33 protein-coding genes are annotated in these 26,667 nt (G+C 46.2%); 22 read left to right on the top strand and 11 right to left on the bottom strand.

Features of this window, described 5'->3' with window-relative positions:
- Nucleotides 1-107: 107 nt before the first annotated feature.
- Genes SB752_RS02600 through SB752_RS02585 form a run of 4 tightly spaced genes read left to right on the top strand, consistent with a single transcriptional unit; the run spans nt 108 to nt 2,798 of the window.
- On the top strand, nt 108-872 hold the full coding sequence (locus tag SB752_RS02600; protein ID WP_212965360.1) for an energy-coupling factor ABC transporter permease: 765 nt from the start codon (nt 108-110) through the stop codon (nt 870-872).
- Entirely contained in the window at nt 869-1,153 is a 285-nt protein-coding gene (locus SB752_RS02595; RefSeq protein WP_410714173.1) for an energy-coupling factor ABC transporter substrate-binding protein, read from the top strand. Before SB752_RS02600 ends, SB752_RS02595 begins: the two co-directional genes overlap by 4 nt.
- On the top strand, nt 1,150-1,953 hold the full coding sequence (gene cbiQ, locus SB752_RS02590) for a cobalt ECF transporter T component CbiQ (RefSeq protein WP_410714172.1): 804 nt from the start codon (nt 1,150-1,152) through the stop codon (nt 1,951-1,953). Before SB752_RS02595 ends, cbiQ begins: the two co-directional genes overlap by 4 nt.
- The gene (locus SB752_RS02585) at nt 1,950-2,798 is read left to right on the top strand and encodes an energy-coupling factor ABC transporter ATP-binding protein (RefSeq protein ID WP_410714171.1); all 849 of its coding nucleotides are present in this window, start codon (nt 1,950-1,952) and stop codon (nt 2,796-2,798) included. The genes cbiQ and SB752_RS02585 overlap by 4 nt, the downstream gene beginning before the upstream one ends.
- A gap of 260 nt (nt 2,799-3,058) precedes the next feature.
- Here the strand turns inward: SB752_RS02585 and SB752_RS02580 are convergent, their stop codons facing one another.
- Nucleotides 3,059-3,142: a putative holin-like toxin gene (locus tag SB752_RS02580; RefSeq protein WP_410714266.1), complete on the bottom strand. Its 84-nt coding sequence runs from the start codon at nt 3,140-3,142 to the stop codon at nt 3,059-3,061.
- 155 nt (nt 3,143-3,297) lie between these two features.
- Here SB752_RS02580 and SB752_RS02575 point away from each other — a divergent pair, with 155 nt between their 5' ends.
- Together SB752_RS02575 and SB752_RS02570 are read left to right on the top strand one after the other, a co-directional pair.
- Nucleotides 3,298-3,465 (top strand): hypothetical protein, encoded by a 168-nt coding sequence (locus tag SB752_RS02575; RefSeq protein ID WP_410714170.1) that lies wholly within the window; start codon nt 3,298-3,300, stop codon nt 3,463-3,465.
- Nucleotides 3,466-3,759: 294 nt separating this feature from the next.
- Nucleotides 3,760-5,496 (top strand): methyl-accepting chemotaxis protein, encoded by a 1,737-nt coding sequence (locus SB752_RS02570; RefSeq protein ID WP_410714169.1) that lies wholly within the window; start codon nt 3,760-3,762, stop codon nt 5,494-5,496.
- A 35-nt stretch (nt 5,497-5,531) separates the two neighbouring features.
- Here the strand turns inward: SB752_RS02570 and SB752_RS02565 are convergent, their stop codons facing one another.
- Nucleotides 5,532-6,179: a hypothetical protein gene (locus SB752_RS02565; protein WP_410714168.1), complete on the bottom strand. Its 648-nt coding sequence runs from the start codon at nt 6,177-6,179 to the stop codon at nt 5,532-5,534.
- Between the two features lie 103 nt (nt 6,180-6,282).
- Entirely contained in the window at nt 6,283-6,639 is a 357-nt protein-coding gene (locus tag SB752_RS02560; protein WP_410714167.1) for a MazG nucleotide pyrophosphohydrolase domain-containing protein, read from the bottom strand.
- Between the two features lie 262 nt (nt 6,640-6,901).
- Between SB752_RS02560 and SB752_RS02555 the strand changes: the two genes are divergently transcribed.
- Together SB752_RS02555 and SB752_RS02550 are read left to right on the top strand one after the other, a co-directional pair.
- A complete protein-coding gene (locus SB752_RS02555) occupies nt 6,902-7,672 on the top strand; it encodes an ANT(4')-I family aminoglycoside nucleotidyltransferase (protein WP_410714166.1) in 771 nt (256 codons plus the stop codon).
- A 465-nt stretch (nt 7,673-8,137) separates the two neighbouring features.
- Nucleotides 8,138-8,263 carry a hypothetical protein gene (locus SB752_RS02550; protein WP_410714165.1) on the top strand — a complete coding sequence of 42 codons (126 nt, stop codon included), beginning with the start codon at nt 8,138-8,140 and terminating at the stop codon, nt 8,261-8,263.
- A 91-nt stretch (nt 8,264-8,354) separates the two neighbouring features.
- On the opposite strand, the gene glnA is transcribed toward SB752_RS02550, so the two are convergent.
- Nucleotides 8,355-9,773, bottom strand: a complete 1,419-nt coding sequence (gene glnA, locus SB752_RS02545; protein WP_410714164.1) for a type I glutamate--ammonia ligase — start codon at nt 9,771-9,773, stop codon at nt 8,355-8,357.
- Nucleotides 9,774-10,001: 228 nt separating this feature from the next.
- On the opposite strand from glnA, the gene panE reads away from it, so the two are divergent.
- From panE to SB752_RS02530, 3 genes are read left to right on the top strand one after another with little or no spacing between them, the layout of a single operon-like run.
- The gene (gene panE, locus SB752_RS02540) at nt 10,002-10,931 is read left to right on the top strand and encodes a 2-dehydropantoate 2-reductase (protein ID WP_410714163.1); all 930 of its coding nucleotides are present in this window, start codon (nt 10,002-10,004) and stop codon (nt 10,929-10,931) included.
- Between the two features lie 45 nt (nt 10,932-10,976).
- Nucleotides 10,977-11,912 carry a 4-hydroxy-3-methylbut-2-enyl diphosphate reductase gene (locus SB752_RS02535; RefSeq protein ID WP_103104142.1) on the top strand — a complete coding sequence of 312 codons (936 nt, stop codon included), beginning with the start codon at nt 10,977-10,979 and terminating at the stop codon, nt 11,910-11,912.
- Between the two features lie 9 nt (nt 11,913-11,921).
- Complete coding sequence (locus SB752_RS02530) at nt 11,922-13,142, top strand: MFS transporter (RefSeq protein WP_410714162.1); 1,221 nt, start codon at nt 11,922-11,924, stop codon at nt 13,140-13,142.
- Here SB752_RS02530 and SB752_RS02525 read toward each other — a convergent pair.
- A complete protein-coding gene (locus SB752_RS02525; RefSeq protein ID WP_410714161.1) occupies nt 13,132-13,521 on the bottom strand; it encodes a cupredoxin domain-containing protein in 390 nt (129 codons plus the stop codon). The genes SB752_RS02530 and SB752_RS02525 overlap by 11 nt on opposite strands.
- A gap of 199 nt (nt 13,522-13,720) precedes the next feature.
- Here SB752_RS02525 and SB752_RS02520 point away from each other — a divergent pair, with 199 nt between their 5' ends.
- From SB752_RS02520 to SB752_RS02510, 3 genes are read left to right on the top strand one after another with little or no spacing between them, the layout of a single operon-like run.
- Complete coding sequence (locus tag SB752_RS02520) at nt 13,721-14,068, top strand: PadR family transcriptional regulator (protein WP_410714160.1); 348 nt, start codon at nt 13,721-13,723, stop codon at nt 14,066-14,068.
- On the top strand, nt 14,068-14,757 hold the full coding sequence (locus SB752_RS02515; RefSeq protein ID WP_410714159.1) for a permease prefix domain 1-containing protein: 690 nt from the start codon (nt 14,068-14,070) through the stop codon (nt 14,755-14,757). The genes SB752_RS02520 and SB752_RS02515 overlap by 1 nt, the downstream gene beginning before the upstream one ends.
- Nucleotides 14,747-15,295: a DUF4825 domain-containing protein gene (locus SB752_RS02510; protein WP_410714158.1), complete on the top strand. Its 549-nt coding sequence runs from the start codon at nt 14,747-14,749 to the stop codon at nt 15,293-15,295. The genes SB752_RS02515 and SB752_RS02510 overlap by 11 nt, the downstream gene beginning before the upstream one ends.
- Before the next feature lie 113 nt (nt 15,296-15,408).
- On the opposite strand, the gene SB752_RS02505 is transcribed toward SB752_RS02510, so the two are convergent.
- The 3 genes from SB752_RS02505 to SB752_RS02495 all read right to left on the bottom strand — a co-directional run bounded on the left by SB752_RS02505 (nt 15,409) and on the right by SB752_RS02495 (nt 17,741).
- Nucleotides 15,409-16,416, bottom strand: a complete 1,008-nt coding sequence (locus tag SB752_RS02505; protein ID WP_410714157.1) for an inorganic phosphate transporter — start codon at nt 16,414-16,416, stop codon at nt 15,409-15,411.
- An 18-nt stretch (nt 16,417-16,434) separates the two neighbouring features.
- The gene (locus SB752_RS02500) at nt 16,435-17,052 is read right to left on the bottom strand and encodes a DUF47 domain-containing protein (protein ID WP_410714156.1); all 618 of its coding nucleotides are present in this window, start codon (nt 17,050-17,052) and stop codon (nt 16,435-16,437) included.
- Between the two features lie 68 nt (nt 17,053-17,120).
- A complete protein-coding gene (locus SB752_RS02495) occupies nt 17,121-17,741 on the bottom strand; it encodes a LysE/ArgO family amino acid transporter (protein ID WP_410714155.1) in 621 nt (206 codons plus the stop codon).
- 138 nt (nt 17,742-17,879) lie between these two features.
- Between SB752_RS02495 and SB752_RS02490 the strand changes: the two genes are divergently transcribed.
- Together SB752_RS02490 and SB752_RS02485 are read left to right on the top strand one after the other, a co-directional pair.
- Nucleotides 17,880-19,325, top strand: a complete 1,446-nt coding sequence (locus SB752_RS02490; RefSeq protein ID WP_410714154.1) for an aminotransferase-like domain-containing protein — start codon at nt 17,880-17,882, stop codon at nt 19,323-19,325.
- Nucleotides 19,326-19,580: 255 nt separating this feature from the next.
- Nucleotides 19,581-20,516 (top strand): cation diffusion facilitator family transporter, encoded by a 936-nt coding sequence (locus SB752_RS02485; RefSeq protein WP_410714153.1) that lies wholly within the window; start codon nt 19,581-19,583, stop codon nt 20,514-20,516.
- 26 nt (nt 20,517-20,542) lie between these two features.
- On the opposite strand, the gene SB752_RS02480 is transcribed toward SB752_RS02485, so the two are convergent.
- The gene (locus tag SB752_RS02480) at nt 20,543-21,622 is read right to left on the bottom strand and encodes an alpha/beta fold hydrolase (protein WP_410714152.1); all 1,080 of its coding nucleotides are present in this window, start codon (nt 21,620-21,622) and stop codon (nt 20,543-20,545) included.
- Nucleotides 21,623-21,721: 99 nt separating this feature from the next.
- On the opposite strand from SB752_RS02480, the gene SB752_RS02475 reads away from it, so the two are divergent.
- The 6 genes from SB752_RS02475 (at nt 21,722) to SB752_RS02450 (ending at nt 25,658) form a co-directional block, all read left to right on the top strand.
- On the top strand, nt 21,722-21,934 hold the full coding sequence (locus SB752_RS02475; protein WP_410714151.1) for a class I SAM-dependent methyltransferase: 213 nt from the start codon (nt 21,722-21,724) through the stop codon (nt 21,932-21,934).
- Nucleotides 21,935-21,948: 14 nt separating this feature from the next.
- Entirely contained in the window at nt 21,949-22,467 is a 519-nt protein-coding gene (locus SB752_RS02470) for a class I SAM-dependent methyltransferase (protein WP_410714150.1), read from the top strand.
- A 46-nt stretch (nt 22,468-22,513) separates the two neighbouring features.
- The gene (locus SB752_RS02465; protein ID WP_410714149.1) at nt 22,514-23,527 is read left to right on the top strand and encodes a phosphotransferase enzyme family protein; all 1,014 of its coding nucleotides are present in this window, start codon (nt 22,514-22,516) and stop codon (nt 23,525-23,527) included.
- A gap of 2 nt (nt 23,528-23,529) precedes the next feature.
- Nucleotides 23,530-24,108 carry a GNAT family N-acetyltransferase gene (locus SB752_RS02460; RefSeq protein WP_410714148.1) on the top strand — a complete coding sequence of 193 codons (579 nt, stop codon included), beginning with the start codon at nt 23,530-23,532 and terminating at the stop codon, nt 24,106-24,108.
- A 59-nt stretch (nt 24,109-24,167) separates the two neighbouring features.
- Nucleotides 24,168-24,650, top strand: coding sequence for a Cys-tRNA(Pro) deacylase (ybaK, locus tag SB752_RS02455; RefSeq protein WP_410714147.1), 483 nt, complete (start codon nt 24,168-24,170; stop codon nt 24,648-24,650).
- Nucleotides 24,651-25,010: 360 nt separating this feature from the next.
- Entirely contained in the window at nt 25,011-25,658 is a 648-nt protein-coding gene (locus tag SB752_RS02450) for a hypothetical protein (RefSeq protein WP_410714146.1), read from the top strand.
- A 254-nt stretch (nt 25,659-25,912) separates the two neighbouring features.
- On the opposite strand, the gene SB752_RS02445 is transcribed toward SB752_RS02450, so the two are convergent.
- Nucleotides 25,913-26,245 carry a spore coat protein gene (locus SB752_RS02445; RefSeq protein ID WP_410714145.1) on the bottom strand — a complete coding sequence of 111 codons (333 nt, stop codon included), beginning with the start codon at nt 26,243-26,245 and terminating at the stop codon, nt 25,913-25,915.
- 14 nt (nt 26,246-26,259) lie between these two features.
- Nucleotides 26,260-26,571, bottom strand: a complete 312-nt coding sequence (locus SB752_RS02440) for a ferritin-like domain-containing protein (RefSeq protein ID WP_103104157.1) — start codon at nt 26,569-26,571, stop codon at nt 26,260-26,262.
- Between the last annotated feature and the right edge of the window lie 96 nt (nt 26,572-26,667).

Below are 26,667 nucleotides of genomic sequence, written 5' to 3'. Positions count from 1 at the left end.
TGGTCGGTCTATTGTTTTGTGCGCGCAAATCTCGTCTTCGTGTAGATGGGATTTTTTTGTTTGGTAGAAGTAAGAAAGGAAAGAAAAGGGGAAAAGGAGGAAGTCGAATGAATCGGTCGCGGATTGTATCAACATGCTTATTAATTGCCGGATTTGTTTTCTATTTTCTAGTGAATGAACCTCAGACAGGACATGCGATGCACATCATGGAAGGATATTTGCCAATCTCCTGGGCACTGTTCTGGTGGGTAGTCTTCTTGCCATTCTTTATTCTTGGATTGCGCTCGATCAACAGGATCGTCAAAGAACATCCTGAAATGAAATTGCTTCTGGGGGTATCGGGCGCCTTTGCTTTTGTTCTATCTGCTCTCAAAATTCCATCGGTGACAGGTAGCAGCTCGCATCCTACAGGTACCGGACTTGGGGCAATTATGTTTGGTCCTCTGGCAATGTCTGTTTTGGGAAGCTTGGTTCTGTTGTTTCAAGCGCTTTTATTGGCACACGGAGGTTTGACGACCCTGGGAGCCAACGCCGTATCAATGGCAGTTGTGGGCCCGATGGTAGCGTACGGTATTTATCGTTTGATCATGCGTGCAAATGGTAGTCAACGTCTCGCTGTATTCTCGGCAGCTGCCTTAGCTGATTTGGCTACATATGTCGTCACTTCGATCCAATTGGCATTGGCGTTTCCAGCTGAAACAGGTGGAGTGCTGGCTTCCTTCGCAAAATTTGCGAGCATTTTTGCCTTTACCCAAATTCCTTTGGCGATTAGTGAGGGCTTGCTGACCGTTCTTGTCTGGAACTGGCTGCAATCTTATAACGCAAAAGAATTGTCCCAATTACGCTTGCTGAAACGGGAGGAAACGCTGTGAAAAAGGGATTAAACTGGCTGTTACTCTTAGGAGTAGTCGTACTGGCTGTCCTGCCGCTGGTATTGGTTCAGGATTCGGAATTCGGTGGAGCCGACGGAGCAGCAGAAGAAGCAATCAAGGAAATTTCGCCTTCATATGAGCCATGGTTCCAGCCTCTTCTGGAGCCGCCAGGAGGAGAAACGGAAAGTCTGTTGTTTGCTGTTCAGGCAGCTCTAGGTGCAGGCGTCGTCGGCTATGCGATGGGATTGTATAAGGGACGGCTGGATAAGTCGAAAAAATGAATTGGCAGCAGCTTGATTCCCTTTCCTATCAAAATCGACTGAGGCAGCTTCCGCCGGAGCACAAGCTCTTGTTTGGTTGCGCGCTGCTGCTTCTCGTTCTCTTAGGGCATGCGCTGGTGCAAATGCTTGTATTTGTGTGGGTAGGGGTGTGGGTGATCGGTTACGCCCGCATCCCTGTGCGTTCTTATTTGCTCTTTTTACTCTTGTCCACCTCCTTTTTTGTTGCGGGACTCCCTGCTCTGCTCATTGATTGGGTAAAAGCAGGAGCCGATCTGCAAAAAATAGAGCTGCTGACAGCGTGGAAGGTCGGTTCGTATGTGGTTTATATTTCGTCTGCAGCGCTTGGCAAGGTCTATGTTTTATTTTGGCGCACCATGGCGAGCTTGAGCTGTTTTGCATTCATCCTGTTTACTGTGCCCTTTGCAGAAATATTGCAGGTGCTGCGCAGGATCGGGGTACCGTCGATTTTGACTGATCTCTTAATGATCATGTACCGATTTATTTTTGTTCTGCTGCAAACGTCGTATCAGCTCTGGATTGCACAGCGTTCCCGTGGTGGTCATCAAGGCTTCAAAGCGATGCTGCGAGACGCAGGGATGCTGGCAGCGCAGCTGTTTATTCGCGCCATGCGTAAATACGAGGCACTTTACAAGGGGATGTCAGCCAGAGGATTTGCGGACAGCTTTGATGTACTCAGCTTGCACTCGCATGTCCGGTCGCCTCGCTATGAAAGGGAGTCCATAGCAGGCTGTATCATGCTGATTCTGCTCGAGGGCTGGACAGGGGGTTGGTGGTTTTGACACTATTGGAATTTCATGACCTGCACTACTCGTATCCGGGGGGCAGAGGACCTGTCCTGCAGGGTGTATCGTTTGGAATACCCGAGGGGAAAAAATGCGTTCTCTTAGGTCGCAATGGCTGTGGCAAGTCCACCTTGTTTCTCCACGGAAACGGCATTATTCAGCCACAAAAAGGGCAGGTCTCATGGAGAGGGACACCGTTTGTCTACAAGCGTTCTGCTCTGCAGGAAATGACGCAAAGAGTGGGGCTGGTTTTCCAGGACCCGGAGCACCAGCTGATCGCGAGTACGGTGTCGGAGGATATTTCGTACGGCTTGTGTAATCGCAAGCTGCCTCCTGAAGTCATTCGGGCAAAAATAGAGAGCATTTTAGACGTATTCGGATTGCGAGAGCTGGCTGACGCGCCGATTCATCATCTGAGCCTCGGACAAAAGCGACGTCTTGCTTTGGCAGGAGTCATGGTGCTGGAGCCTGAGCTGCTTCTCCTGGATGAACCAACAGCGTATCTTGACCGCTACCAGACGAAAAATTTGCTCCGCGAACTTGATCATATCCATCAGAGCGGGACGACTGTACTGATGGCGACTCACGATATGGATATCGCTTTCGAATGGGCGGAATGGATTTGCGTGATGGACGAGGGGCAGCTGGTATTCGCAGGTGAGCCACAGGAGGCTTTGGTCGAACGGGAAATGCTGGAGAGCCTGCATTTGGGGATGCCGCTAATTGCAGCTGTATGGGAGACTTTGCCGGATTCCGTCAAGCAAGACATAGGTGGAAGTATTCCACGGTCAGTAGATGAACTGAAGCAGAGACTGAACGGACAGCTGGTTAGTAGTTGCTGAGTGCGAAAAAAGCGAAATGGGGCGCCTGAAGACTGCAACCTGTTTTTATTTATGGCGAGTTATGGTAATATGGGAGACAAATATGTAAATAATGTTTTACAAAAAGCAGAATACATGGTAGCAGCGATAACGTAAACTAAAAAGGACCGCAGGTGTTGGCGCACCCACGGTCACTACAATAGACGTTCCCCACAGGGGGCGGCTCAGCAAGTAACAGGTTTTTAAACGCAGATCACCCGGCTGGCAGGCTCAAGGGTGATCTATTTCTTTTTGGGGAAAGACAGTATGGCCACAATAAGCGTGCCAAAAGCAATCATCAGGCTTATCGCTTCATACACTGTCATTTTTCTCACCCCCTTTTGTTCAGGAGATGAGCCGACCACCCTTTAGGAGCTATGCTATTGTATTAGGAAAATAATAGCATGTTTTGTGTCCGAACGAATAGTACAGCCTCTCCAATGACATCCTATATCGCAAATGACAAAGGGGAGGCAAGCGAATGAAAGACGATATGATTATGGGCACTTCCGTCTCCAATCCACCTGAGCGAAATGTATCCCGTAAAATAAAGAACGAGCTTATGTTTAACGTTTTGGAGCATGAAATGACCAAGGATGAAAAAATTAAAAAGCAAAAGGAAGATTACCTGATCAAAGGTAAAGAGTAAGGATGAATGACTTTAGTCCTTGCTCGTTTTGATCAACTAGACGAATAGTTGGCGAAACTGTAAAATGGCAAAAGCCGGGCAACACAGATGCAGATGGCCTGTGCGGCAATTAGCTTATTGTTTCGTTTATAGATCAATCAAAACGCTATACTCGATAAAATTTTATTTTAAGATCAATGACACTGACGAGGTGTTCTTGGTCTATTTTTATTTGATTACTAAACTACATGTTTGAATAATAACGAGCCGGGTATAGGTTATTATCACATGTCCTAGCATGAAGGAGAAGACAGAATGAGAGTAACGATACGAAAAAAATTAGTCATTGTTTGTTTGCTTTTGCTAGCCATTCCTACTCTGTTGACAGGGATCATCGGGTACACCGTGGCAAAGGATGGACTCAACGAGCTTTCGCAGACGGGTCTGAAAAATTCCGTGCGCTTGGTCATTTCGATGATTGATGTCATCAATGAGGATGTAAAAAGCGGGAAAATATCTCTAGAGGAAGCGCAAGAGCTGGTGAAAACGCATATCCTTGGACCGAAAACGGCCGATGGGAAAAGAACAATTACCAAGGAATTTGATTTTGGGAAAAATGGCTACATGTTTGCATATGATAAACAAGGAAACCTGATTCTCCATCCGAATTCGGAAGGACAAAATTTCTTGGATAAGCAAGACCCGGATGGCGTTTACTTTGCTCGTAACATTTTCGAACAAGGTCTGAATGGTGGGGGGTTCACTTACTACAAATGGCCTCTGCCAGATGATCCGAATGCACTTGAACCGAAAATTGCCTATTCGCAAGTCGATCCGAATTGGGGCTGGATCATTATTGTTGGTTCGTATATGAGTGATTACAATAGCAATGCGAATCAGATTATTTATGTACTGCTTATTATTACAGGTTGTGCCCTGCTTGTGGGAACAACGATTGTTGTTTTGTTTGCCAACCATATCGCAAAACCGCTCGTGAAGCTGACAGCTCTAGTGAAGCGAATGGATGATGGCGATTTGACGGTTGAGCCTTTGCAGATCAAAAACAAGGATGAGATCGGACAGCTATGTGACAGCTTCAATGGCATGTCGATGAAATGGAGAGAAATCATCGGTGATGTCGCAGAGACCTCCCAACAGCTGGCGGCATCTTCGGAGCAATTGGCAGCCAGCAGCGAGCAGACGGAGAGAGCGACAGAGCAGATCGCCCAGGCGATCCAAGAAGTATCGATCGGGGCAGAAAAACAAACTGTCAATATGAAAGATGCGGATGATCGTGTGACAGAAGTTTCTACGCGCTTGCAGCAATTGAGCTCTTCCATGGTTGCTGTAGCTGCGTTGGCTACGAAAACAAACGAAAAGGCGTCCAATGGCAATGACGTTGTAGCGCGGACGATTAACCAGATCAGTCTCATTAGCCAGACGTCGTCAACGACAGCGGATGATATTATCCATTTGAATGAAAAATCCAAGCATATTACGCATATCGTTGAAGTTATTACGCAAATTGCCAACCAAACGAATCTTTTGGCACTGAATGCTGCTATCGAGGCAGCGAGAGCGGGTGAGCACGGTCGAGGATTTGCTGTCGTTGCCGATGAGGTCCGTAAACTGGCGGAGGAATCAGCGAAAGCAGCCGGGGATATCAGGGCCATCATCGAACAGGTCCAATTGGATACCGAGCAAGCTGTGAGTCGTATGCAGGACGGAACAGCTGTCGTGCAGGATGGAATAACCATGATTGAGCAGACGGGAGAGCTGTTTACCGACATCGTCAAAATGATTGAGGACATCTCACAGGAATCACAAGAAGTGGTGGGAATTGTAGAGGCGATTCATGCAGAGTCACAAATCATGGTCGAGTCGATCCAGGAGGTTTCCCAAATTACAGAGCAATCCTCTGGCAACATTCAAAACATCGCTGCCGCTTCAGAGGAGCAAAATGCCACGATGGAAGAGGTTTCTGCTACAGCGGGAGCATTAAGCAAAATGGCACTCGACCTGCAGGATTCACTGAGTCGCTTTAAAATTTAGACGAGCAATGGCCCTTCTACGTGTAGGAGGGCTTTTTACAGGAAACTGGCCTCAGCCTCGTGAATCACCGTAAACTCATTATTTTTCCATTGGTATACGCGCTCAAGGTATTTTCCAACCGAATTGTCGTAATGAACGGTTTTAAAGGAGTCTGGGCTAACCTGCACAAACAAGACAGAATAACCGCGCTCCGAGCTGACAAGCCCATTATTTGAATCCATCGGCAGTATTTCGATTTTCCCATTCCTTATCGTAAACAGCTTGTAGATGAAAAGATTGCTGGACGCATACTGCCCGATCGAAAAATCGATATGTCCATCATCATTGTAATCGGCAAAGGCGAAGGAAAACGATTTTTGGAACAGCAGCTCATCGAACGAATCGTTCAAGTGGTATGACGAAAGGATGCTTCTCTGCCCGTCAAGCAGCTGGAGTTCAAATGTACCCGTCCAGTTAGGGCCAGTAAAGGGGCCAGGCTCTTGCTCGATACGATACTGTCCATCCGTCATAACCAGCACGAGATATTTTGCTTTTGAATCTCCTGCCATTTTCCTATCGAGTGGAGCTTCGGCTAGAATCGTTGACGTATCCTTGGTGGGACTGCCGCTGTTTAATGTGTCACTGCCAACGGAAAACGGCAATAAAAAGACGATTAGCATGACTGCTGCGAATACCTGATTCATGGTACCAAACCTCCAAGGGAAAACATCGTTAATAGAGACGATCGTGAGGAGGGGAAGGTTTCATGTACGATTTAGGGCTGAGAAAAATACCTATTGAAATAAGTCATTCATTGGTTTCACTCGCGATCCCGGATGAATCTTCATTCCTCTTCTGCTCATGTGCTAATTTTCGCTTCGCATTCTTTTGCTTAATGAATTCTTCCTTCAACCGCATCGCTTCTTCCATGTCGATCTCATAGAAATTCGCTAGTGCCAAGACATAGTAGAGGACGTCGTAGAGCTCTTCCTCGATCGTGCCTTTGATGCTTCCTGTTTCAGCCAGGCGAGAGCCTTTTCTGATTGCTTCTGATAGTTCGCCAACTTCTTCTATGAGCTTCAAAAAGTATGCTTGCTTGTTTTTAGGGCGAGAATCATTTTGCTGGATATAGGCTTGAAGCTCCTTTAGGGAGTAAGATTCCATTTCTGTACATCCCTCCTTTTACCAATCATACGCTTATTGTAGTTTACCGAGGGCACTGAGGTAAATGTATGGGGGAAATTGGGAAAGAGTCTTGTGAAGTACCTAGACTATTGCTAGAATGAAAAAAATTAGGAGACTTACTATAAAAATGAAGGAGGAGGGGAATTATGCATCCAAAGAAAGTCCCCCGTTAATCCCGAGGTCCACCATTCATGTACTTGTGTCAATCCACCCCACTAATGACTAAGGGAGATGTAAGCATATGAACATGAATGGACCAGTAGAAATGTCAAAAAGCGAAAGATTTCAAACCTGCCACGAAATTGCTTCGAGATTGCAAGAAGTTTACGGAGAAAAGGTTTTAGCAATTGGGGTCTACGGATCTGTTTCCAGAGGTACAGATGGGCCTTTTTCGGACATCGAGATGTTTTGTGTACTTGATGAGTCTGGTGACGAGACAGATTTTAGCTATGAATGGTCAGCGGGACCGTGGAAAGCCGAAGTGAATGTACTGAGTGCAGGCGTCATTTTATCTACAGCAGCTACTGTTGAAGGAGAGTGGCCGCTGACGCATAGTCCTTTCTTTTCCCCACTAAGCCTGTATGATCCAAAAGGTTTTTTTGCGGAGCTCAAAAAAGCGGCAGAATCACCCGCCACCCAAGATTTCACGAACGCTATCAATGAAGTGCTCGTAGGCGAAATGTACGAGTTTATTGGGAAGCTGAGAAATATTAGCGTGAACGGCCCGAACACCTACTTGCCGTATTTGACCATGCAGTTTGCAAAGTACGGTGCAATGCTAATAGGATTGCACAATCAAAAACGGTACTCGACCGGAGCGATGGTGTTGCCGGAGGCTTTGGAGTTGCCGGAGCGACCTGCTGGCTTCGACAAGGTAGCGAAACTGGTGATGTCAGGAAATCTGTCAGACCCGTCGGAATTACTATCTGCCTGCGAAGATTTTTGGAGTGGACTCACAGAGTGGGCGGTTGAACACAATTACACGATTCATACGAAGCGCATTCCTTTTTGAGCTACAGGAAATGAGACCCCTTTTGCGAGGGGTCTCGTTTTTTATCCATGATTGATCGCTTACAGATTCGAAGTCACTAACTAGTGATGAAATAAATTAACTTTGGATAGGTTACCAGCGAGTCTAGTTTGGTTAACCTGAAGGTGCCCGTTGTAAAAACCTTTTTATCCGTTGATGAAACGCCGTGTGCGATGAAAGTCGCCTGCACGGTGTAGACTCGAACGAAAACCCTCTCAAACAAACAGTAGGGGATAAGTCGAGAATAGCCAAAATGATGATATAACGATTGACCCAGTAAACGTAGTTGAAGGTGATTATACTACTTTCGGTAATCTACTAACGTTTACACTAACGATCAATACAGATTCGCTAATTGATCGGCTGGAGTTTGACTCGATCATCTTAGTAGATGACTTTGCAGGTATGAGAGTTGCGCAAATCAGATATGAGCCTGGAGAAAACGTGATGGATCTAACGCTTTATGGTGTAGTAATTCGAACTGTAGGGAAAGGAACGATTACTGTAAAAGGCGAGGTGCTTAAAAAAGGCAGTGATTTATCTGCTACAGTTCCTGTGAAGTCTGGACAATAGAATATACTCCATCAACAGCCCTCGGGATATTCCGGGGGTATGTAAAAAGCCCTTCCTTTTGAGAAGGGCTTTGTTTGCGTTTCGCCATTTATTACAGATCGTAATACAGCTCATACTCTTTCGGATTCACGGTGCGCTCCACTTGTTCGATCTCGCCGCGTTTGATGGAAATCCAGCTATCGATTACGTCCTTGGTAAAGACGCCGCCTTCGAGTAGGAAGTCGTGATCTTGTTCCAAAGCGAGCAGTGCTTCCTCCAAAGAAGCAGGAGCTCTCTTGATCTCATGCTTTTCGGCATCGGAGAGATCGTAAATGTTTTTATCCATTGGACCATAGCCCAATTCACGTGGGTCGAGCTTGCGCTTGATTCCGTCCAGACCAGCCATCAGCATGGCAGCGAACGCCAAGTACGGGTTGGCAGTAGAGTCTGGTGTGCGGAATTCGATGCGGGACGCTTTAGGCGTGACAGCCGCAATCGGGATACGGACAGCAGCAGAGCGATTACCTTTGGAGAACACAAGATTTACAGGTGCTTCATAGCCAGGAACCAGACGCTTGAACGAGTTGGTGCTCGGGTTGGTCAAGGCGATCAGGGCAGGAGCGTGGTGCAGAATCCCACCGATGTAGTGGAGAGCTGCTTCACTCAGATTGGCATATCCACCTTGCTCGTAAAACAGGGGGGTATCGCCATCGAACAAGCTTTGGTGAACGTGCATCCCGGAGCCATTGTCGCCAACAATTGGCTTTGGCATGAAGGTAGCGGTTTTGCCATGCTTGGCTGCTACGTTGCGAACGATGTACTTGAACAAAAGCAGATTGTCAGCGGTGCGAGTGAGTGTATCAAAGCGGAAGTTAATCTCACCTTGACCTGCGGTTGCCACTTCATGGTGATGACGCTCGACGGAAAGGCCAGCCCCGGTCATCAGTGTGCACATTTCATTGCGGATATCCATTTGCGAATCGGTTGGTTGAACAGGGAAGTAACCACCTTTGTTGCGTACCTTGTAGCCGAGGTTTTGTCCCTCTTTTCCTGTGTTCCAGAATGCTTCCTCAGAATCGATATGGAAGAAGGAGCCAGATGGACCGGAAGCATAGCGGACACTGTCGAACAGGAAAAACTCCGATTCAGGGCCAAAATACGCTGCGGTCGCTACACCAAGCTGTTGCAGGTAAGCTTCTGCCTTCAAGGCAATGCCACGCGGATCACGAGTGTAGGTGGAGTTGTCTGGATTGACAATGTTACAAACGATATTCAATGTCTTGGCTTCTACAAATGGATCGATAAAAGCGCTAGCAGGGTCAGGCATCGCGACCATGTCACTTTCTTCGATGGATTTGTACCCGGTCAGGCTGGACCCGTCAAAGGCAACCCCGTTGCGAAACGTACCTTCATCTACAGCATAGGCAGGAACCGTTACATGATGCTGGCGACCGAGCAGGTCAACGATTCGAAAATCAACATATTCGATTTTTTCAGAGTCAATGGTGGACAAGACAGTTTTCATATCCATGGATAGAGCACTCCAATCACGAATTATTTTACGAACTATACTCAAAAAGTTCGCTCTTTCGTACGTTATTATATTTTGTATTATAGGGAAGATCGACATTGTTCGTCAAGAGATTTTCTTACGTTGAATGTAAGGATTTCTAACATTGTATTATGGGGTTTAGAAAATGTTGCTGGTTTTGTAGAATGAAGACAAACTATTTGGACTAAAAATGGAGGCGGAATTTTGATGAAGGTACTCGTACTCGGAGCTGGTGGAATCGGTGGTTATTTTGGAGGAAGACTGGCGGAAAAAGGTGTGGATGTAACATTCCTGGTTCGGGAACGTAGATACAAGCAATTGCAGGAGAGAGGCTTGCGCGTGCAGAGTATCCACGGGGACATCCACTTGCCTTCTCCCCAAACCATTTTGGCTGGTGAAGAGGCTGGACCTTTTGATGTAGTGCTCTTGTCTAACAAAGCTTACACGCTCGTAGACAGCACCCAGTCGATCGCTCCGTATGTAGGAGAACAAACCGTGGTCATTCCGCTTTTGAATGGAATTGCCCATATGGAGCTTCTGTGGGAGCGCTTTGGGAAGGAGCGAGTGCTTGGAGGGCTTTGCTTTATTGAAACGACGTTGAATGCCGATGGTGATGTGGTTCAGACGAGTGCGATGCATGATACTGTCTTCGGAGAGTGGGAAGGCGGAAGAAGCGAGCGTGTAGATCGCATTGAGCAAGTATTTTCTGAGGCCTTGAGCACGATCCGGGCGAGCGAGCATATCCAGCAAGAAGCGTGGCACAAATATTTGTTCATCACGACATTTTCAGGAATTACAACATTGATGAATTCAGCAGCAGGTCCAATTCGCGAGACACCGTATGGCTTGGAGCTGACCAGACAGCTATCGGAAGAAGTGGCGTCTGTCATGCAAGCGCTGGGTGCCCCGATTCGCCCAGATATCGTTGAGAAGCAAATGGTAACGTTCCAAAAGCAGGGAGCAGCCATGAAATCCTCCATGCTGCGTGATATGGAAAAAGGACTGCCAGTTGAGGGAGATCATCTTCAAGGGTATTTGCTTGAGCACGCAGAAAAGCTGGGCTTGTCCACTCCACTCTTAAAAGTTGTTTACAATAATCTGAAGGTTTATGAACAGAAGCGGGAAGCGAGCAAATAAGGTATAATAATGGGCGAACGTCATTAGAAAATAGGAGGGGTATAGATGGAAGTCATCAAGATTTCCCCCCGCGGATATTGCTATGGTGTAGTGGATGCTATGGTACTGGCACTCCGCACAGCGCAAAACTTTGACCTACCCCGCCCGATTCACATTTTGGGCATGATTGTACACAATGCACACGTCGTTGAGGCGTTTGAAAAACAAGGAATCAAAACATTGGATGGGGAGGATCGCCTCGCGCTATTGGATCAGGTGAACGAGGGAACGATCATTTTCACAGCCCATGGCGTATCTCCAGAGGTACGCAAAAAAGCACGGGAAAAAGGACTGACGGTTGTGGATGCAACCTGCCCGGACGTAACGAAGACGCATGATCTGATTCGCGAAAAGGTAGCGGATGGCTATCATGTGATCTACATTGGGAAAAAGGGTCATCCTGAACCAGAGGGAGCGATCGGGATCGCGCCTGAACACGTTCATTTGGTGCAAAAGGTAGAAGAGCTCGATGCACTGGAGGTTCATGCGGATAAGCTGATTGTGACGAACCAGACCACGATGAGCCAATGGGATGTAAAGCATTTGATGGATGCGATCATCAAGCGTTTTCCGCGAGTAGAGGTACACAACGAGATTTGCCTGGCTACACAGGTTCGTCAGGAAGCCGTAGCAGAGCAGGTCGGCGAGGCGGATGTATGTATTGTCGTAGGAGATCCGCGCAGTAATAACTCCAATCGACTGGCACAGGTCTCTGAGGAAATCGCAAGTGTGCCGTCTTATCGGATCGCGGATTTATCAGAGCTGGATATCGAATGGCTGCGTGGCAAGAAAAATGTGGCGGTCACATCTGGTGCATCAACACCAACACCTCTGACCAAGGAAGTCATCAGCTTTCTGGAGCAATTCGATGAATTCAATCCCGCGACCTGGGAAAAGAAACGTACCGTTAACATGGCAAAAATATTGCCGACGGTGAAATAGGAGAGTCCTATGTCGGAAATACCCTCCGGTAATCAACGGGGTAGCGATACTGGCAGATATGTTAGTTTTGCTGCCCTTTTTCTTTTTATGTACTACGGGTTTGGCGCTTTTTCGCCGCTAATAACTCAATATTACAAATCCATTCAATTATCAGGCACGCAAATTGGCTTGATCAGTGCGGTAGCACCAGTCGTATCGAACGTGACACAGCCGATGTGGGGAATGATTTGTGACCGCTTTCAAATTCGCAAGGCGATTCTTATCCTGACCTTGGTTGTTTCGGGCTTGGTGGGACTTCTTTTTACGGCGGTCTCCACCTTTGCGTATGTGTTGCTGCTCTATATCGTTTTATCCTTTTTTCAGAGCGCAGTTATTCCGATCTCGGACAGCTTGGCTTTGGGCTACGCCAAAAAACGGCAGCTCCAATTTGGTGATATTCGCATGTGGGGAGCGGTTGGCTTCGCTTTGGCGGCGTTTGTCACGGGACTTTTGGTAGATCGGTGGGGCCCATTCGTTTTGTTTTATTCGTATTGCCTGGCTCTACTGATAGCGATTCTGTTTGTGTGGCGTGTGCCAGAAGAAGTGGCTGAATCTTCACGGTTTACAGTCAGTATGTTCAAGGGTGTGAAGGACTTACTGCGCATTCCGCGGTTTGTGCTCTTTTTGATGGCGTCGTTTTGTGTTTTCGGCACGGTGAATGCCAATAACATCTGGTTTTCACTGTACTATCAGGAAATCGGGGGAACAGTGGCTGGAGTTGGGCTGGCATTTTTGCTGTTTGCAGGTAGTGAAGCGCCTTTTATGAAGCTCGCAGGCATTTTGGTTCGCAAGTATGGTCTAGAGCTGACGCTTCTTTCTGCAGCGGTGTTCTCCGCTCTTCGCTGGTTCTGGTACAGCTCGGAACCGAGCACTACTGCGATCTTGGCGATTTTCTTTATCCAGGGAATTTCAGTCGGCTTTTATTTGGCGACAGCGGCGCAGTTTGTGAGAGAAAACACGCCCGCCTCCTTGCAAGTGACGGCGATCGCCATCTTTTTCTCGGTCGGAAGCGGGCTCGGGACGATGCTATGCAATTTGGTAGCAGGCTGGATCAAGGATTCGTATTCGATGCTAGCCATTTATATGTTCTTTGGTGTCATGACGGCAATCGGGATTATCCCGCTTTTGATTATTAAGTACGGTCCATGGAAGCAGCAGGTACACCAAGAAGAGGTTACGACTACTCAATGACCAGTGTTCCCTGAAAGCCGGTTTCTGGATATCCAGGAGAATCGGACACGAAGGAAAATTGGCCTTTTCGATCAGCCGAAAATTGCAGCATGGTCGATTGGGTAGGCTTTAATTCAGTGGATGCCAGGTTTAGCTCACGAATAGCCAGGTTATGTGGTCTGGTGTCTGTGTTGACGATCATCAAGGAAACAAGATCACCTTCGCGAATTGCTAACCGATTGGGCAAAAAGCCGGCACTGGAAATCGTGACGGTTTGTGTCCGTGAAGCGACTGCAAAAGACGTATGTAGACGATTTTGATGATGTGTCCACAGGAGGGCGATCGTTACAAACAGGGCGATGAGTGGATAACAAAATTGCCGGAACCGTAGACTAGACAATTCATATCAGCTCCTTTGAACGCAAAAATCCATGATGTTACTATTATCCTGTCCTGTCACTGTTTGAACTAACCAAGAAATTGAACAATCGAATACACGCTTATTACAAGGGTTCCCTGATGGAAGGGAACCTATTTTTGACACATTACCTTGTCACACATAGTAATGTGTGTTAAGTTGTATTTGCGAGGTGAAATAGATGGGGGAAAGCAATATTAGCAGCGAAATCATTCGCGGGCATCTCGATGCCATTATTTTGCGAGTGCTCTGCGAAGGCGATAATTACGGCTACGAAATCATGAAGGCGATTGCTAAAAATAGCGGCGGTCAATACGAGCTGAAGGAGCCGTCCCTGTATACAAGCTTGAAAAGGCTAGAAAAGCAAAAACAAATCGTCTCTTACTGGGGAGACGAAACACAGGGCGGCAGACGAAAATATTACAAAGTGACGCCAATGGGCAAGGAAGCGTATGAAGCTGCTTTGGAGTCATGGAAAGTAGCCAAAGCAATCATTGATCAATTAATCGAAAGGCAGGATCAAAGCTGATGGAGAGTTTACGCAAGCATGTGGACCAGCTGTTTGAAAAGTACAAAAGCAGCAAACAAATCCAGGAGCTAAAACGTGAGATACTGAGTAACCTCGAAGCAAAGGTCGCCGATTTAACCGCAGGCGGCATGTCGTATAACGATGCGGTTGATGTTGCGAGAAGAAGCATTATCTCGATCGATGATCTGATCGACGACCAATCGAAGGTTTATGTCAATCAAATGACAGCAGAGCTGGTGCAAAGAGGCTTACTGTATTTTTTGATCGCCTGGATCGTTACGATGCCTTTTCGAATCGTCGGGAGCGGGATTTTGTTAAATGGATTGCTTTTGCTGGGGAGCATTATTTTAGGGATTGTATACGTGGTGCTGCGCTTGAAAAAGAATGATATGCACCTGCGCCGGACGGCTGCTTTCGATGTGCAGGCAGCTTTTCGCCGCAGAAAGCTGGTCTGGATCATCTGGGCGATATTTATCACGGTTACGGTTCTTTACAACACGGCCATGCTCTTTGGAAGCAACATTTGGTTTCAGACGCAGGTTAAAATCGCGGGACCGTACCATTTTGCAATGCTGGGCACCCAGTATGCGCTACCTTTTGTTTCGTTCCTTATACCGATGCTGTTTCATATCGTACCTGGGCTATTGATGAAGTATGAGGCAGGTGAAGATGATGGCTATGAGGCATAGAGTCATTATGGTTTTAGCAATCGCAGGAATTGCCTTGCTTGTATTGATTCAGGGCTTCATCATTCCGGGGAATCAGGCCAAGGAAGAGCGGTATCAGCTAGAGCAGCAAAATCCGCTTACGCACGATCTGGACTCCATTCTGAAATATAAAAACAAGTACATGGGGAATGCGTCCAATCTCATGAATCTGTTTCAGCATTTGCCCCTGCAAAGCATACCGAAGACATTTGAGCTGGACTCTGACAAGCTCACGCTGAAAGTATTGTACAGTGGGCCTGCAAGCAGTGTGAAAGAAATCGAGCTAAAGCGGGCGTTGCTGTACAATTCCCTTGCCGCGTATGCCTTAGTGGATAATTTGGAAGCGATTGAGTTCCACTTTGAAGATGGAACCTATACAAGCACGCGTAAAGCAACGCAAGAAGTGTTTGGTGAACCGTTGTCTGATCGGTTGACAAAGGAAAAGTGGAAAGCCATCCAGGAGCAGCTAAAGGACGACAGCTATGTAAGCAAGCAAGCGCAAATTGTTATTCAAAAGTAAAGGACATGAATGTTCAGCCGAGGAAAAAAGCGAAGCCCTGACCAGAGATGCTGCTGCAAACAGCTGCTTTGGAAGGGGCTTCGTTTTTGTTTTGATCCTGCATGATCTCTTCTTTACACAAATAGATGAAGCAAGAAATAAATCAGCGCAGAAATGACCGCGGAGATTGGCAGTGTGATAAACCAAGTGATGACAATCCGTTTGGCGACTCCCCAATTGACGCTCTTCAACCGTTTGGCGGCGCCGACACCCATGATTGCCGAGGAAATCACATGTGTGGAGCTGACAGGCAAGCCTAGCTGTGTAAAGGTGAAGATGATGGAGGAGGAGGTCAGATCGGCGGTCGCCCCATTAATCGGTTCGATTTTGGTAATTTTTCCTCCAACTGTTTTAATGATTTTCCATCCGCCAACAGATGTGCCGAGTCCCATGGAAATCGCACAGATCAATTGTACCCAAAACGGAATATGTCCAGGATCAGACTGCAAGTCAGCCGCCACTAAAGCAAAAACGATAATTCCCATTGCCTTTTGTGCATCGTTTGTACCGTGAGTAAATGATTGCAGAGCAGCCGTCAGGATTTGGAAGTAGCGAAACCGCCTGTTAATTTTGGAGGGAGGGGTCGCGACGCGCCGGAAAATAGCATAAAACAGATTCATCATAAGATAGCCGAGCAAAAGAGCGATGATCGGAGAAAGAATCAGCGCCTTGAAAATCTCGGTGAAGCCACCCCAATTGATCGGTGTGGTTCCTGCTGCTGCAATCACAGCTCCGACGATCGAACCGATCAGGGCATGGGAAGAGCTACTAGGAATCCCGTACCACCACGTAATGAGATTCCAGAAAATCGAGGCGAGCAGTGCTGCCATGACGATGAGGACACCGTATTCCAGCTTGGAGGGGTCAGCGATTTTGCCACCTATCGTTTTGGCGACACCTGTAAAAGTAAGGGCTCCAATAAAATTCATGATGGCAGCAAGCCCAATGGCGATTTTGGGAGGCAGGGCCTTCGTAGAGACGGTCGTGGCAATAGCGTTGGCCGTATCGTGAAATCCATTGATAAAATCAAAGGAAACAGCAAGAACGACGACGATAACGATGAGGGTTAGGCTCGTATGCATGGAAGTGGTCTCCTTGTTTTATGTATTGCCCATGATGACGGTCTCCATCGCATTCGCGACGTCCTCACAATGATCCATGACGTCCTCGAGTACTTCATAGATTTCCTTGAACTGGATGATGTGAATCGGGTCGGTCGTTGCTTTGAAAAGCTGGCGAATACTGCCGCGTAACAGCTCGTCGCCTTCGCTTTCTAAATCATTGATCCGAATAATATACTCTTTCATCGCTGTCAGCTTTTGTTGTTGCAACAGCTGGGTCGCGAGCAAAATCTGGTGGGTAGATTTTTCAATGATTTGGCCGAATTTCACCATGGTTTCATCTGGTTCAATGATATCGTACATATAGAGCCTGGACGCACAACCCTCCAGCCCGTCAAGTACGTCATCCAATTTTACTGCCAGCTCCATGACGTCCTCTCGCTCGATCGCGGTAATAAATGTCTTGTTGATTCTGATGATGATTTCATGAATCAGCTTATCTCCCTTTGACTCATATTCCTTCATGGTATCAGCAAAGCCTTTCACGGTTTCTAATGAAGAAATTTTATATTGATTAAAATAAACGGCGGATTCATGAACATTTTTTGCGATCTCATAAAGATCGTCCAGTAGGGCGTCTGATTTGGTAAAAAGCATGAAGAACCTCCCCGCGTACATCTGACTAAGAGTATTTTTAGTGGGGGAGGCTGTGTTTATGCACCCTTTCAGGAAATAGGAAAGAATAGCTGGCTAGCCATATACAGGGCGAGTCCCCACATGATGATGGCGGAAATGATAGTTAAGCAGCGCAGCAGTCGTCCGGAACGGTCCAATCTGCCAGCCGTGCGTCCTGCGATAGCAAGGCCGAAAAACCAGAGGCAAGAGACGATGATACAAGCAATGGTAAAGCCCCACTTTTCTGCTCCCGTATAGCTGAGCGAGCTAGTTCCGATTACCCCGATTGTATCCAGAATGGCGTGCGGGTTCAGTAGAGAGACGGAGGCAGCAAACATGACCTGGCGTTTTGCCGAAAATGGCTTAGCCTCGCTGTTATCCGTTGTGGGACGGCTTCGCCATGTGAGATAACCCATGTAGAGCAGGAAGCAGACGCCGACCACATACAACACCGTCTTTAGCCATGAGACAGTAAGTACAACGAGCGATACCCCGAGCACAGCTAACAAAATAAGCAGCATATCACACAAAAATGCTGTGATGACTACAGGCAATGCACGCCATATTGTAGGCTGGGCAGCACCTTGATTAAAGACAAAAACATTTTGGGCACCTAACGGTAAAATGAGTCCGAATGCAAGCACGAGCCCATGTAAAATTGCTTCGATCACAGATGTTCCTCCTTATGTCCTTCCAGTTGATTGCGAATACTGTCATTATTCCTGTTTCTAATCTTGTTGTCTCCAGCCAATTGGTTTACTTCTGACTCAACCAATCTGTAAAATGGAGCCAGGAAGGAGGAACGGCTGATGCTTACTATAGACTGGAAGCCCGACAAGTCTTCAGATATAGCCGTTTATTTGCAAATCGTTGCGTACATACGACAAAAAATCGCTTCAGGTGATTGGCCTGTGAAAAGCCAGTTACCTACACAACGTGCATTGGCACAAGCCTTCGAGGTAAATCGCAGCACGGTGGTGACTGCTTTGGAGGAGTTGAAAGCGGAGGGCCTGATTGAGTCGACAATGGGCAGTGGGACAATCGTTAGCAACAATACGTGGTCGCTTTTGACGACAAATCCGCCGCCAGACTGGATGGGATATGTACAGTCTGGGATGCAGATTCCCAATATTCCGACCATCCAGCTAATCAATCGGTATGAGCCAGATCCGAGCTATATCCGGCTAGGAACAGGGGAGCTGTCACCTAAGCTTATTCCTACACGAGGAATGGAAGAGGTGATGAGTGGCCTGCGCGGAAAAATGACCACACTTGGTTACTCAGAGCCAAAGGGTCTACTAGTGCTACGTCAAGCGATCAGCTCTCATCTGCGAAACAGGGGAGTAGAGGCATCGCCTGGCTCTATTCTCGTCGTCTCGGGTGCGCTTCAGGCGATGCAACTGATTTCGCTCGGGATCTTGCACCGCGAGTCAGCTATTTTATTGGAACAGCAATCGTACTTGTATTCATTGCCTCTTTTCCAATCGTCCGGGATGCGATTGGTGGGAGTTGGCATGGATCAGGAAGGAATACAGCCTGAGGCGCTGTCCCGGCAAAAGCAAATCCATAAGGGAGCACTGCTCTACACCATTCCGGCCTATCACAATCCGACTGGGATACTGATGAGCGAGGGAAGAAGAGAGCAGGTCATGGCTGTCTGCGAAAGGGAGCGCTTGCCGATTTTGGAGGATGACGTCTACGGGGAGCTATGGCTTGATGAACCAGGTCCGTGGCCGCTTAAAACACGGGATCAGAATGGGTTGGTTCTTTATTTAGGCAGCCTGTCCAAAACGTTAAGTCCAGGTCTGCGTATTGGCTGGCTTGTGGGGCCGGAGCCAGTCATCGAACGGCTTGCGGACGTGAAAATGCAAATTGATTACGGTTCGAGCGTCTTATCTCAATGGGTGGCAGCGGAGTGGCTGTCTGGCAGAATGTATGGGCAGCATTTAGCAAAGACTCGGATTGCACTGCGAGAGAGAAGAGAACGGATGTGCAAGGCATTGAACCAGTGGTTTCTTGATATCGCTGACTGGAAGATTCCCCAAGGAGGCTTTTATGTCTGGCTTCGTCTCCATCAAGCTGTCTCCATGCGTACGCTATTCTCCAAGGCAATCGCAGAGGGGATCCTGCTCAATCCCGGGTACATTTATGACCAGGCGGACAGCCACCATTTGAGATTGTCTTATGCTTACGCTGATGAGGATGATATGGAGCGAGCACTGCTTACATTATCCAAGCTGATCAAAGAAATGTAACAAACAGTCCACGGAGCTTTTTTGTTCGTGGACTGTTCGTATTATATGAGCATGATTCTCAGTGATAATACCATTTGACCTAATTCAGAAGAACCCGCTAAAATGCCGATTTTCCTAAGCAAATCAAGCTTAATTGGTAATGACTATCACTTGTATTATCCATAAAATGTTCATTTGAGAAAAGGGAACAAAAAGTGTATGATTAAAATAATTATTAAATAGTATTCATTTTATTTAATTGAAAGGAGTTCTCATATGAAATATGCTGACTATCATCATTTAAATCATGTGAAAGAGCAAAGTAAATCTAAGAAAACATTGTGGATCACGTTAATCCTGACCCTGTTTTTTACAATAGTCGAAGTAGTAGGCGGACTGCTTTCCAACTCGCTGGCACTTTTGTCTGACTCTGCTCATATGATCTCTGACGTCATTGCACTTGGATTGAGCATGACAGCCATCTACATGGCGACGAGAAAGCCGAATCAAAAATACACCTTTGGCTTTTTGCGATTTGAAATTATCGCTTCTTTTCTGAATGGTTTAGCGCTTGCGATTATCGCGATTGGTATCGTCATCGAGGGTATCAAACGGATGATCAATCCGCAGGATGTTGACCTGCAGCTGATGTTAATCATTGCTTCTATTGGACTGGTCGTAAACATCGTTCTGACAATCATTTTAAGCAGAAGTACAAAAGAAGAAGACAACCTCAATGTAAAAAGCGCTCTTTGGCACTTCATTGGCGATTTGCTCAGCTCTGTTGGTGTTATCACGTCTGCCGTTTTGATCCATTTCACAGGCTACTACATTTTTGACCCGTTGATCAGTATGGTGATCGGGGGAATCATCTTTACCGGAGGGGCGAAAATCATTCGCGAATCGTACTCTGTTCTGATGGAATCCGTACCGGAGCAATTCGATCTCGAAGCCATCCGTGAAGCAATCAGTAAGGTCGAGGGTGTAGAGGATGTTCATGAGCTTCATTTGTGGGCAGTAACTACGGAGCATTATTCATTGACTGCACACGTCTTTGTTCGGGATAATATCCAACCATATTGTGTAATCATGGCCATTAACCATCTACTGAAGACTGAATACGGTATCGATCATTCGACGATCCAGATTGAAGACCCAACCATTCTGGATCATGGCGAGTACGGAAAACAGTTTTTACTGCAACAAGCGTAATCCATCCAAACCGAGCTATCTGGAGTTTATCGGGATAGCCCGGTTTTTTCTTTGACGTCGAGCATGAGCTGATAGAATTTCTCTATTTCTTCAAAATGGGGAAAATGAGCAGACTCTTCAAACCAGATAAATTGCTTCGCAGGTGCCTTCAGTTTTTCTAAATAGCTATAGGCAACCTGAGACGGGGTCATATAATCATATCTTCCCATGCAGAAATAGACCGGAACGGGCAGCTCGGGAATCGTTTCTAGCAGATTCGCATGCTTCGTTTGTGGCAGGATAGCATGTCTGGAAAAAGAGTCGCCCAGAACCAAGCGAATTCCGTCTACCCATGTATACTCTGGGGAAAACAAGACGCCGCTAATCAGTGCCTCATAAGAATTGCTTTTTCGTTCCGAACCGCCAAAAGCAGTGACCCACTTTCTTTCGAGCGTGGCATCCTGCCGCGGATTTTGGTAAGGCGGCGGGCCGATAATTGTAAGCTCATTGATCGCTTGTTCGTTGTTCTGCCTGTGTGCTTCCTCCAGCACAAATTGATAGGACAATTGCTCGCCAAGCATAGAGTACGCGACTTGCCCCACACCGATGTACGCGTAATAATCTTCGGGATATTTTTGGACCGTCCAGGTAGCAAGCAGACTTCCCCACGAATGTCCGACGATAAAAATTTTGGGCTGATTGAATTTTTGCTTCAAATAGACGGTCAAGTCTTTGGTGTCCGATATGAGCTTATCGACCTGCAACTCATCGCTGGACATGCCCCAATGATACGATTTCCCCGAACCGCGCTGATCCCAATTGACGACGATAAAATCGTTCTCCAGTTTTTCCTGGTACTGTCTGGCATACGCGATCTGGGGATAGCCTGGTCCGCCATGCAGGAAGAGCAGAATCGGATTGTTTTTGTCCTTGCCACGAATCAAGATCGACTGCTCAATACCGCCAAGCTCAACCTGCTCAAGAACGGCGATACTGTTTGGGATGACGGCACCGTTCTCGTCTTTTATGGAGGGGGTCCAGGACGGAAACCAAACAATGATCAAGATCAGGCAAAACAGGATGAGGCTAACGCGGTATCGCTTTCGTTTCAACTTTTGAAAAAACATGGGGTACGCTCACTCTTTCTGCAATAGATTCCTCAGGTACTGGTGCTTATGGTAAAATTATACTCATTATTTATGGGCGTTGGGAAAGAAGGGATCTCGATGAGGCAAAATGTATACGATCAGCAAGATGTGTTTGAAAATTTCCAAAATAATCGTTTGTCGGGACGGTCAGAGAACGATTTGATTGAGCAGCCCGCAATCCGTGGTTGTTTGCCTCCATTAACAGGAAAGTCCGTGCTCGACCTGGGATGCGGTGGCGGACAGCTAGTGAAATACGTATCGAGCAGGGAGCATCAGATGCAACAGGGGTAGATCTCTCGAAAAATATGCTCGACTATGCGCGAGCACATCACTCGGATGATCGGATTACGTACCTGCAAGGATCGCTTGAAGATATTGAGCTGCCAGATAATCAATTCGATCTGATTGTTAGCTCTCTCGCCATGCATTATATAGGAGAGTATGAACGGGTAGTGAAAAAAGTAGTGAGCGCGCTGCGTGACAACGGATATTTCGTCTATTCCGCTCTGCATCCGCATATTACCGCTCGTAAGCTAACTGAGGGCTGGGTGCGGGATGAGGCAGGCGAAAAGCGCTTCTGGCCTTTGGATGATTATTTGGATGACGGTCCACGCGATCTGCAGGTTACACCAGATAAAAAGGCAGTCATTTATCACCGGTCCATGTCATCTGCTGTCAATGGGTTGATCCAGGCAGGACTTACCCTCGATCAGATCATCGAGCCAACCTGTTCGCCAGAGGGTCTCATCCTACTGCCTCATCAAATCGTGGAGATCAGACGGCCTACGTTTATCATTTTTAAAACACAAAAACTCGTGCGCTAATTACCTATCAATTTCGATTGTAAATCGCACCAACCGGAGGTCAATCGTGCTGCCGCATATTCAGCGTCTGTACACAGACAATATTTTCACAGAATTAATAAAACGGTATGGAGTTACAAAAGAAGATGTCAGATTTCTCGGTGGGTTTGACAGCTATGTATACGAATATACAAAAAATAATGCCACGTTTATTTTAAAAATATCGCATAGTACAAGAAGAACAAAAAATGAGATTCATGGCGAAATGAACTGGCTCCATTATTTGGGGAAAAATGGTGTCTCTGTAGCCAAATCGATTCCTTCTGATGAGGGGAATTTGGTAGAGGTAATCGGAGAAAATGTATCCTATTTTACCGCCGTCGCTTATGAAAAAGCGCCCGGTCAACTCCCAACGAAAGCGGTGTGGAGCGAACCATTTTTTGAAGAATGGGGACGAATCACAGGCAAACTGCATTCCTTGAGCAAATCGTATCAAGCCTTGAATCCTGTTTGGAAGCGCAAAGAATGGTTTGAGGAAGAGCATGTAAACCTTCAGCGTTACATCCCAGCGGATCAAAAAGTCGTGATCGCAAAATCGAACGACCTGTTGGATCGCTTGAAGTGCTTGCCACGAGATAAAGATAGGTACGGGATAATCCATGGCGATTTGCATTTTCACAATTTTCATGTACATGCCGGTGCCATTACGTTATTTGATTTTGATGATAGTGCTTATAACTATTTCGTCTACGATATTGCAGTCGTTCTGTTTTATGCGTATTTTCGCCCGTTGCAGCAAGCAGATGACAAGCAGTTGTTCATCCGAGAATTCTTTACCAGCTTTTTAAAAGGATACCGACAGGAAAACGATTTTCTGACAGAATGGCTCTCGTATTTGCCTGACTTTTTAAAGCTGCGCCATTTGATCCTCTACGTGGTCTTTTTGCAATCGGTCGAGGGTCAAGCGATAGAAGCGGAGGACAGGGAGACCATGAACAGATTGAGGAGAGTCATTGAAGAAGAGTGGCCAATCATTGATGTTGACTTTATGGAGATACAGCGAGAAGGAAAAGGAGAATGAGCATGAGTACAAATGCCCAACGTATTTTGACGATCGAATGCAAGGATGTCATACTGCGTGAGTTTTTGGTTGAAGATGTGGATGCCATATACAACATTACGCAACAACCGCATATCATTGAGTTTTTACCAGAATGGAGCGTTCCCAAAGAGCAGCGATTGAATTGGTTGACCAACTACGAAACTGTGGAAAACAGAAAATTCATCAAGGCCGTAGCAGATGGGGGCGATGTAGGACAGCTTCGCCTTCGATTAGGGGTGATCTTGAAGGAGACGGGAGAGTTTATTGGATGGTGCTACACTGGGATAAAAGAGGAATTGCCGGCTCCGAATAGAGAGATTGCCTATGCGATATCGGATCAGCATGCAAATAAAGGGTATACCACCCAAGCAGCAATCGGGATGATCAATTATTTGTTCGAGAATACCAATGTGGAGGAGCTTAGCGCAGTAGCTATGCATCGCAATGTTTCCTCAAACCGGGTCATTCAAAAATGCGGCTTTGTTCTCGTAAATGACATCGTAATCAAGGAGGAAGCGTATTATTCGTACAAGCTTTACAAAGCTGACTGGCAGAAATAGCGAGAGTAGAGCAGCTATACAAGCTGTTAATACGCATCCCTAACGCCAAGGAGCAGAAAATGAAGCAGACAAAAACCAATGCAATGCGCATTTTGGAAAAGGAAAAAATGGCATACACGATGCTGACCTATAGCACAGACGACGGAAAAATAGATGGCGTCTCAGTCGCCCATAAGATCGGGAGGGAAGAGCACGTCGTCTATAAGACCTTGGTTGCCCAAGGTACAAGCAAAGGCTACTATGTGTTTGTCATCCCGGTGGAGGCCGAGCTTGACCTGAAGAAAGCGGCAAAAGCGGTCAGTGAAAAGAAAATCGAAATGATTCCGGTAAAAGACATCACGGCAGTTACCGGATATATCCGTGGGGGCTGTTCACCGATTGGCATGAAGAAATTGTTTCCGACACGCATAGATGAAATTGCCAAATCACTGGACACCATCATCGTCAGTGGGGGAAGCATTGGCGTACAGATCGAAACGACTCCAGAGAATTTAATCAAAGCGATAAAAGCGCAGTTTGCGGATATTGCCAAGTTTGAATAGGCGAGCAAAAGTATGAAGGCAAAATTACTCTTTTTTTACATCATGAACTCTAAAAAATATAAAAACCAAAGCCATACTGAAGTGCACCTCTTAAAGTAGACATTTGAAAAACCCCTACGGTTTATCAATGAAAACTTTCAGGAGTGCATTTTTCTGCTAATAAGGTCTTGACCACAGAAGTTCGTTCTTCTTTTATTTTTTGGAGTTAGAGAATGGACTATCAAATACTGATAATTAACATTTTTTGTTTGCTAAATAAATCCATAAAATGTTTTTTGTAAACAATTTGTAACTGTTTAATTTCTATTTTTTGGTATGAATATATTGTTATTTGAAAAAGTGTAAAGGAGAGGATTAATTATGATTAAAAAGTTCATGAGTGTATCTTTGTTAGCAGCAGTAATTTTTAGTGGGGCTATCTATCAATCTGCTCATGCAGCAGAGGCAAATGATAACTTGGTTTATGTGCCCGTTGCAGACATTACACCACAAGAGAGCTTTTCAACTACGGAAGGTAAAACGTATGATGAATTGTATGAAGAATATGATTTAAAATCTTTTGATCTTTCTACACTTCCAGAGGGTACAGAAGTGATCAAAGTGGATAGTGAAGAGGAACTAGAAGCCTTGCTACAGTATTTGGATTCAGAAGAATCAGTACAAGTTGTTGACGATTCAAATAAGATTTCTTTATTTGCCGCGGGAGTAATCAAAAAAGAAACAACTAAAAAAGCTGGTCTGGCTACTATCCATTTGGAAGGAAAGACTTATGTAGAAAGCAGTGGCTCATTTAGATACATAGACAACGCAGTTGCGCGGACTTGGGCAGATGGAGTAACTTTTGCATTGGATTGGACGGAAATCTATGCTGATGCTGATATCGCTAAAAATAAAACGTCTGTTAATTTTGATGCCAAAGGTAATTTGAAATACGTTATGGTTGTACAAGGAGTAGGCACATTCTTTGATAGAAACGTAGACTTGAGTTTGTTTTATTCACTATATTAATATGATACCAACTGCTCCTAAAATACTTGCAAAGGATCGGTTGGAGGTGGTCACATGTTAACTACATTATGGCAAGTATTGAGCTTTATTGTGTTGGTCGCTGTTGTTTATGTGATTGTTAAAATGCTTATCAAGAAGAAAAAGTAACATAGGGCATCACCTATATAGTGTGAATTTTATTGGTGGTACCCAATAAAAAAGTAACAACTCAAGCCTGACTCCGCCAAAAAACATGACGGAGTCCGGTTTTCTAATCAATGATAAGGAAACTGAGTCGAGTAACCACTGAATTGCTGATAAGCTTGCTGCAGCTGTTGCTGCTCAGCCGCCTCCAGCTTGTACCAGCCCTTTTGGAACATGAGGTTATAGGCTTCGCGTGCACCTTGATGCGTTTCATTCAAAATCTGCATCATATCGGCATGCAGCTGTTGATGGCTCGCTTCACGCACAGCGACGTTGAAGTTGTCTGTCAATAACTTGCAGGTCGCCAAGCAATCATTGAGATAGTCCCGATCGTTCATCTGCGGACCTTTAACCTGTGGCAGATGTCCTGTTTGCGGGTTTGCGATTTGATTTTGATTTGGCATCCGGATTTCCTCCCCTACTGCATCTGTGGTTGCTGCTGTTGCTGGGATTGCGTCTGCGGAAGAGTTGACATAACGGCTGTATTGTTGTTTTGCAGGTGAGTGAGCAGCTTTTGGTAGTGCTGCTGATGCATTTGCCCTGCTTTTTCTAAAGCCTGCTTAACCTGTGGATCAGTTGCCTGCTGCGCAAATGCATGCAGCTTTTTGAAGGCAATTAGCTCCCAGGACAAGGCGTCCTTGAGATAGCTCAAATCCTTTGACGTAATGACTTGTGGTGGTTCGGGAATGGGCGCTTGCGAGAAAGGTGCGGAAGACATAAGGGATGGCATCGTATTGCTCCTTTCAGGTGGGATACAACTTATAGGATGAGCCACCGACTATGAAATATCCGTGGTGGAAAACAGGCAAAAAAAGAACCAGCTGAT

The organism is Brevibacillus sp. SIMBA_040, from assembly GCF_046535075.1.
Lineage (GTDB): Bacteria > Bacillota > Bacilli > Brevibacillales > Brevibacillaceae > Brevibacillus.
The sequence above is the reverse complement of the archived record's forward strand: the minus strand, read 5'-3'. Positions and strand labels throughout refer to the sequence as shown.

Excerpts from the sequence above, each read along its gene's own strand:
- SB752_RS02600 (WP_212965360.1), top strand. The coding sequence starts at position 108 with ATGAATCGGTCGCGGATTGTATCAACATGCTTATTAATTGCCGGATTT.
- cbiQ (WP_410714172.1), top strand. The coding sequence starts at position 1,150 with ATGAATTGGCAGCAGCTTGATTCCCTTTCCTATCAAAATCGACTGAGG.
- SB752_RS02580 (WP_410714266.1), bottom strand. The coding sequence starts at position 3,142 with ATGACAGTGTATGAAGCGATAAGCCTGATGATTGCTTTTGGCACGCTT.
- SB752_RS02575 (WP_410714170.1), top strand. The coding sequence starts at position 3,298 with ATGAAAGACGATATGATTATGGGCACTTCCGTCTCCAATCCACCTGAG.
- SB752_RS02570 (WP_410714169.1), top strand. The coding sequence starts at position 3,760 with ATGAGAGTAACGATACGAAAAAAATTAGTCATTGTTTGTTTGCTTTTG.
- SB752_RS02565 (WP_410714168.1), bottom strand. The coding sequence starts at position 6,179 with ATGAATCAGGTATTCGCAGCAGTCATGCTAATCGTCTTTTTATTGCCG.
- SB752_RS02560 (WP_410714167.1), bottom strand. The coding sequence starts at position 6,639 with ATGGAATCTTACTCCCTAAAGGAGCTTCAAGCCTATATCCAGCAAAAT.
- SB752_RS02555 (WP_410714166.1), top strand. The coding sequence starts at position 6,902 with ATGAACATGAATGGACCAGTAGAAATGTCAAAAAGCGAAAGATTTCAA.
- SB752_RS02550 (WP_410714165.1), top strand. The coding sequence starts at position 8,138 with ATGGATCTAACGCTTTATGGTGTAGTAATTCGAACTGTAGGGAAAGGA.
- glnA (WP_410714164.1), bottom strand. The coding sequence starts at position 9,773 with ATGGATATGAAAACTGTCTTGTCCACCATTGACTCTGAAAAAATCGAA.
- panE (WP_410714163.1), top strand. The coding sequence starts at position 10,002 with ATGAAGGTACTCGTACTCGGAGCTGGTGGAATCGGTGGTTATTTTGGA.
- SB752_RS02535 (WP_103104142.1), top strand. The coding sequence starts at position 10,977 with ATGGAAGTCATCAAGATTTCCCCCCGCGGATATTGCTATGGTGTAGTG.
- SB752_RS02530 (WP_410714162.1), top strand. The coding sequence starts at position 11,922 with ATGTCGGAAATACCCTCCGGTAATCAACGGGGTAGCGATACTGGCAGA.
- SB752_RS02520 (WP_410714160.1), top strand. The coding sequence starts at position 13,721 with ATGGGGGAAAGCAATATTAGCAGCGAAATCATTCGCGGGCATCTCGAT.
- SB752_RS02515 (WP_410714159.1), top strand. The coding sequence starts at position 14,068 with ATGGAGAGTTTACGCAAGCATGTGGACCAGCTGTTTGAAAAGTACAAA.
- SB752_RS02510 (WP_410714158.1), top strand. The coding sequence starts at position 14,747 with ATGAGGCATAGAGTCATTATGGTTTTAGCAATCGCAGGAATTGCCTTG.
- SB752_RS02505 (WP_410714157.1), bottom strand. The coding sequence starts at position 16,416 with ATGCATACGAGCCTAACCCTCATCGTTATCGTCGTCGTTCTTGCTGTT.
- SB752_RS02500 (WP_410714156.1), bottom strand. The coding sequence starts at position 17,052 with ATGCTTTTTACCAAATCAGACGCCCTACTGGACGATCTTTATGAGATC.
- SB752_RS02490 (WP_410714154.1), top strand. The coding sequence starts at position 17,880 with ATGCTTACTATAGACTGGAAGCCCGACAAGTCTTCAGATATAGCCGTT.
- SB752_RS02485 (WP_410714153.1), top strand. The coding sequence starts at position 19,581 with ATGAAATATGCTGACTATCATCATTTAAATCATGTGAAAGAGCAAAGT.
- SB752_RS02480 (WP_410714152.1), bottom strand. The coding sequence starts at position 21,622 with ATGTTTTTTCAAAAGTTGAAACGAAAGCGATACCGCGTTAGCCTCATC.
- SB752_RS02475 (WP_410714151.1), top strand. The coding sequence starts at position 21,722 with ATGAGGCAAAATGTATACGATCAGCAAGATGTGTTTGAAAATTTCCAA.
- SB752_RS02470 (WP_410714150.1), top strand. The coding sequence starts at position 21,949 with ATGCTCGACTATGCGCGAGCACATCACTCGGATGATCGGATTACGTAC.
- SB752_RS02460 (WP_410714148.1), top strand. The coding sequence starts at position 23,530 with ATGAGTACAAATGCCCAACGTATTTTGACGATCGAATGCAAGGATGTC.
- ybaK (WP_410714147.1), top strand. The coding sequence starts at position 24,168 with ATGAAGCAGACAAAAACCAATGCAATGCGCATTTTGGAAAAGGAAAAA.
- SB752_RS02450 (WP_410714146.1), top strand. The coding sequence starts at position 25,011 with ATGATTAAAAAGTTCATGAGTGTATCTTTGTTAGCAGCAGTAATTTTT.
- SB752_RS02445 (WP_410714145.1), bottom strand. The coding sequence starts at position 26,245 with ATGCCAAATCAAAATCAAATCGCAAACCCGCAAACAGGACATCTGCCA.
- SB752_RS02440 (WP_103104157.1), bottom strand. The coding sequence starts at position 26,571 with ATGCCATCCCTTATGTCTTCCGCACCTTTCTCGCAAGCGCCCATTCCC.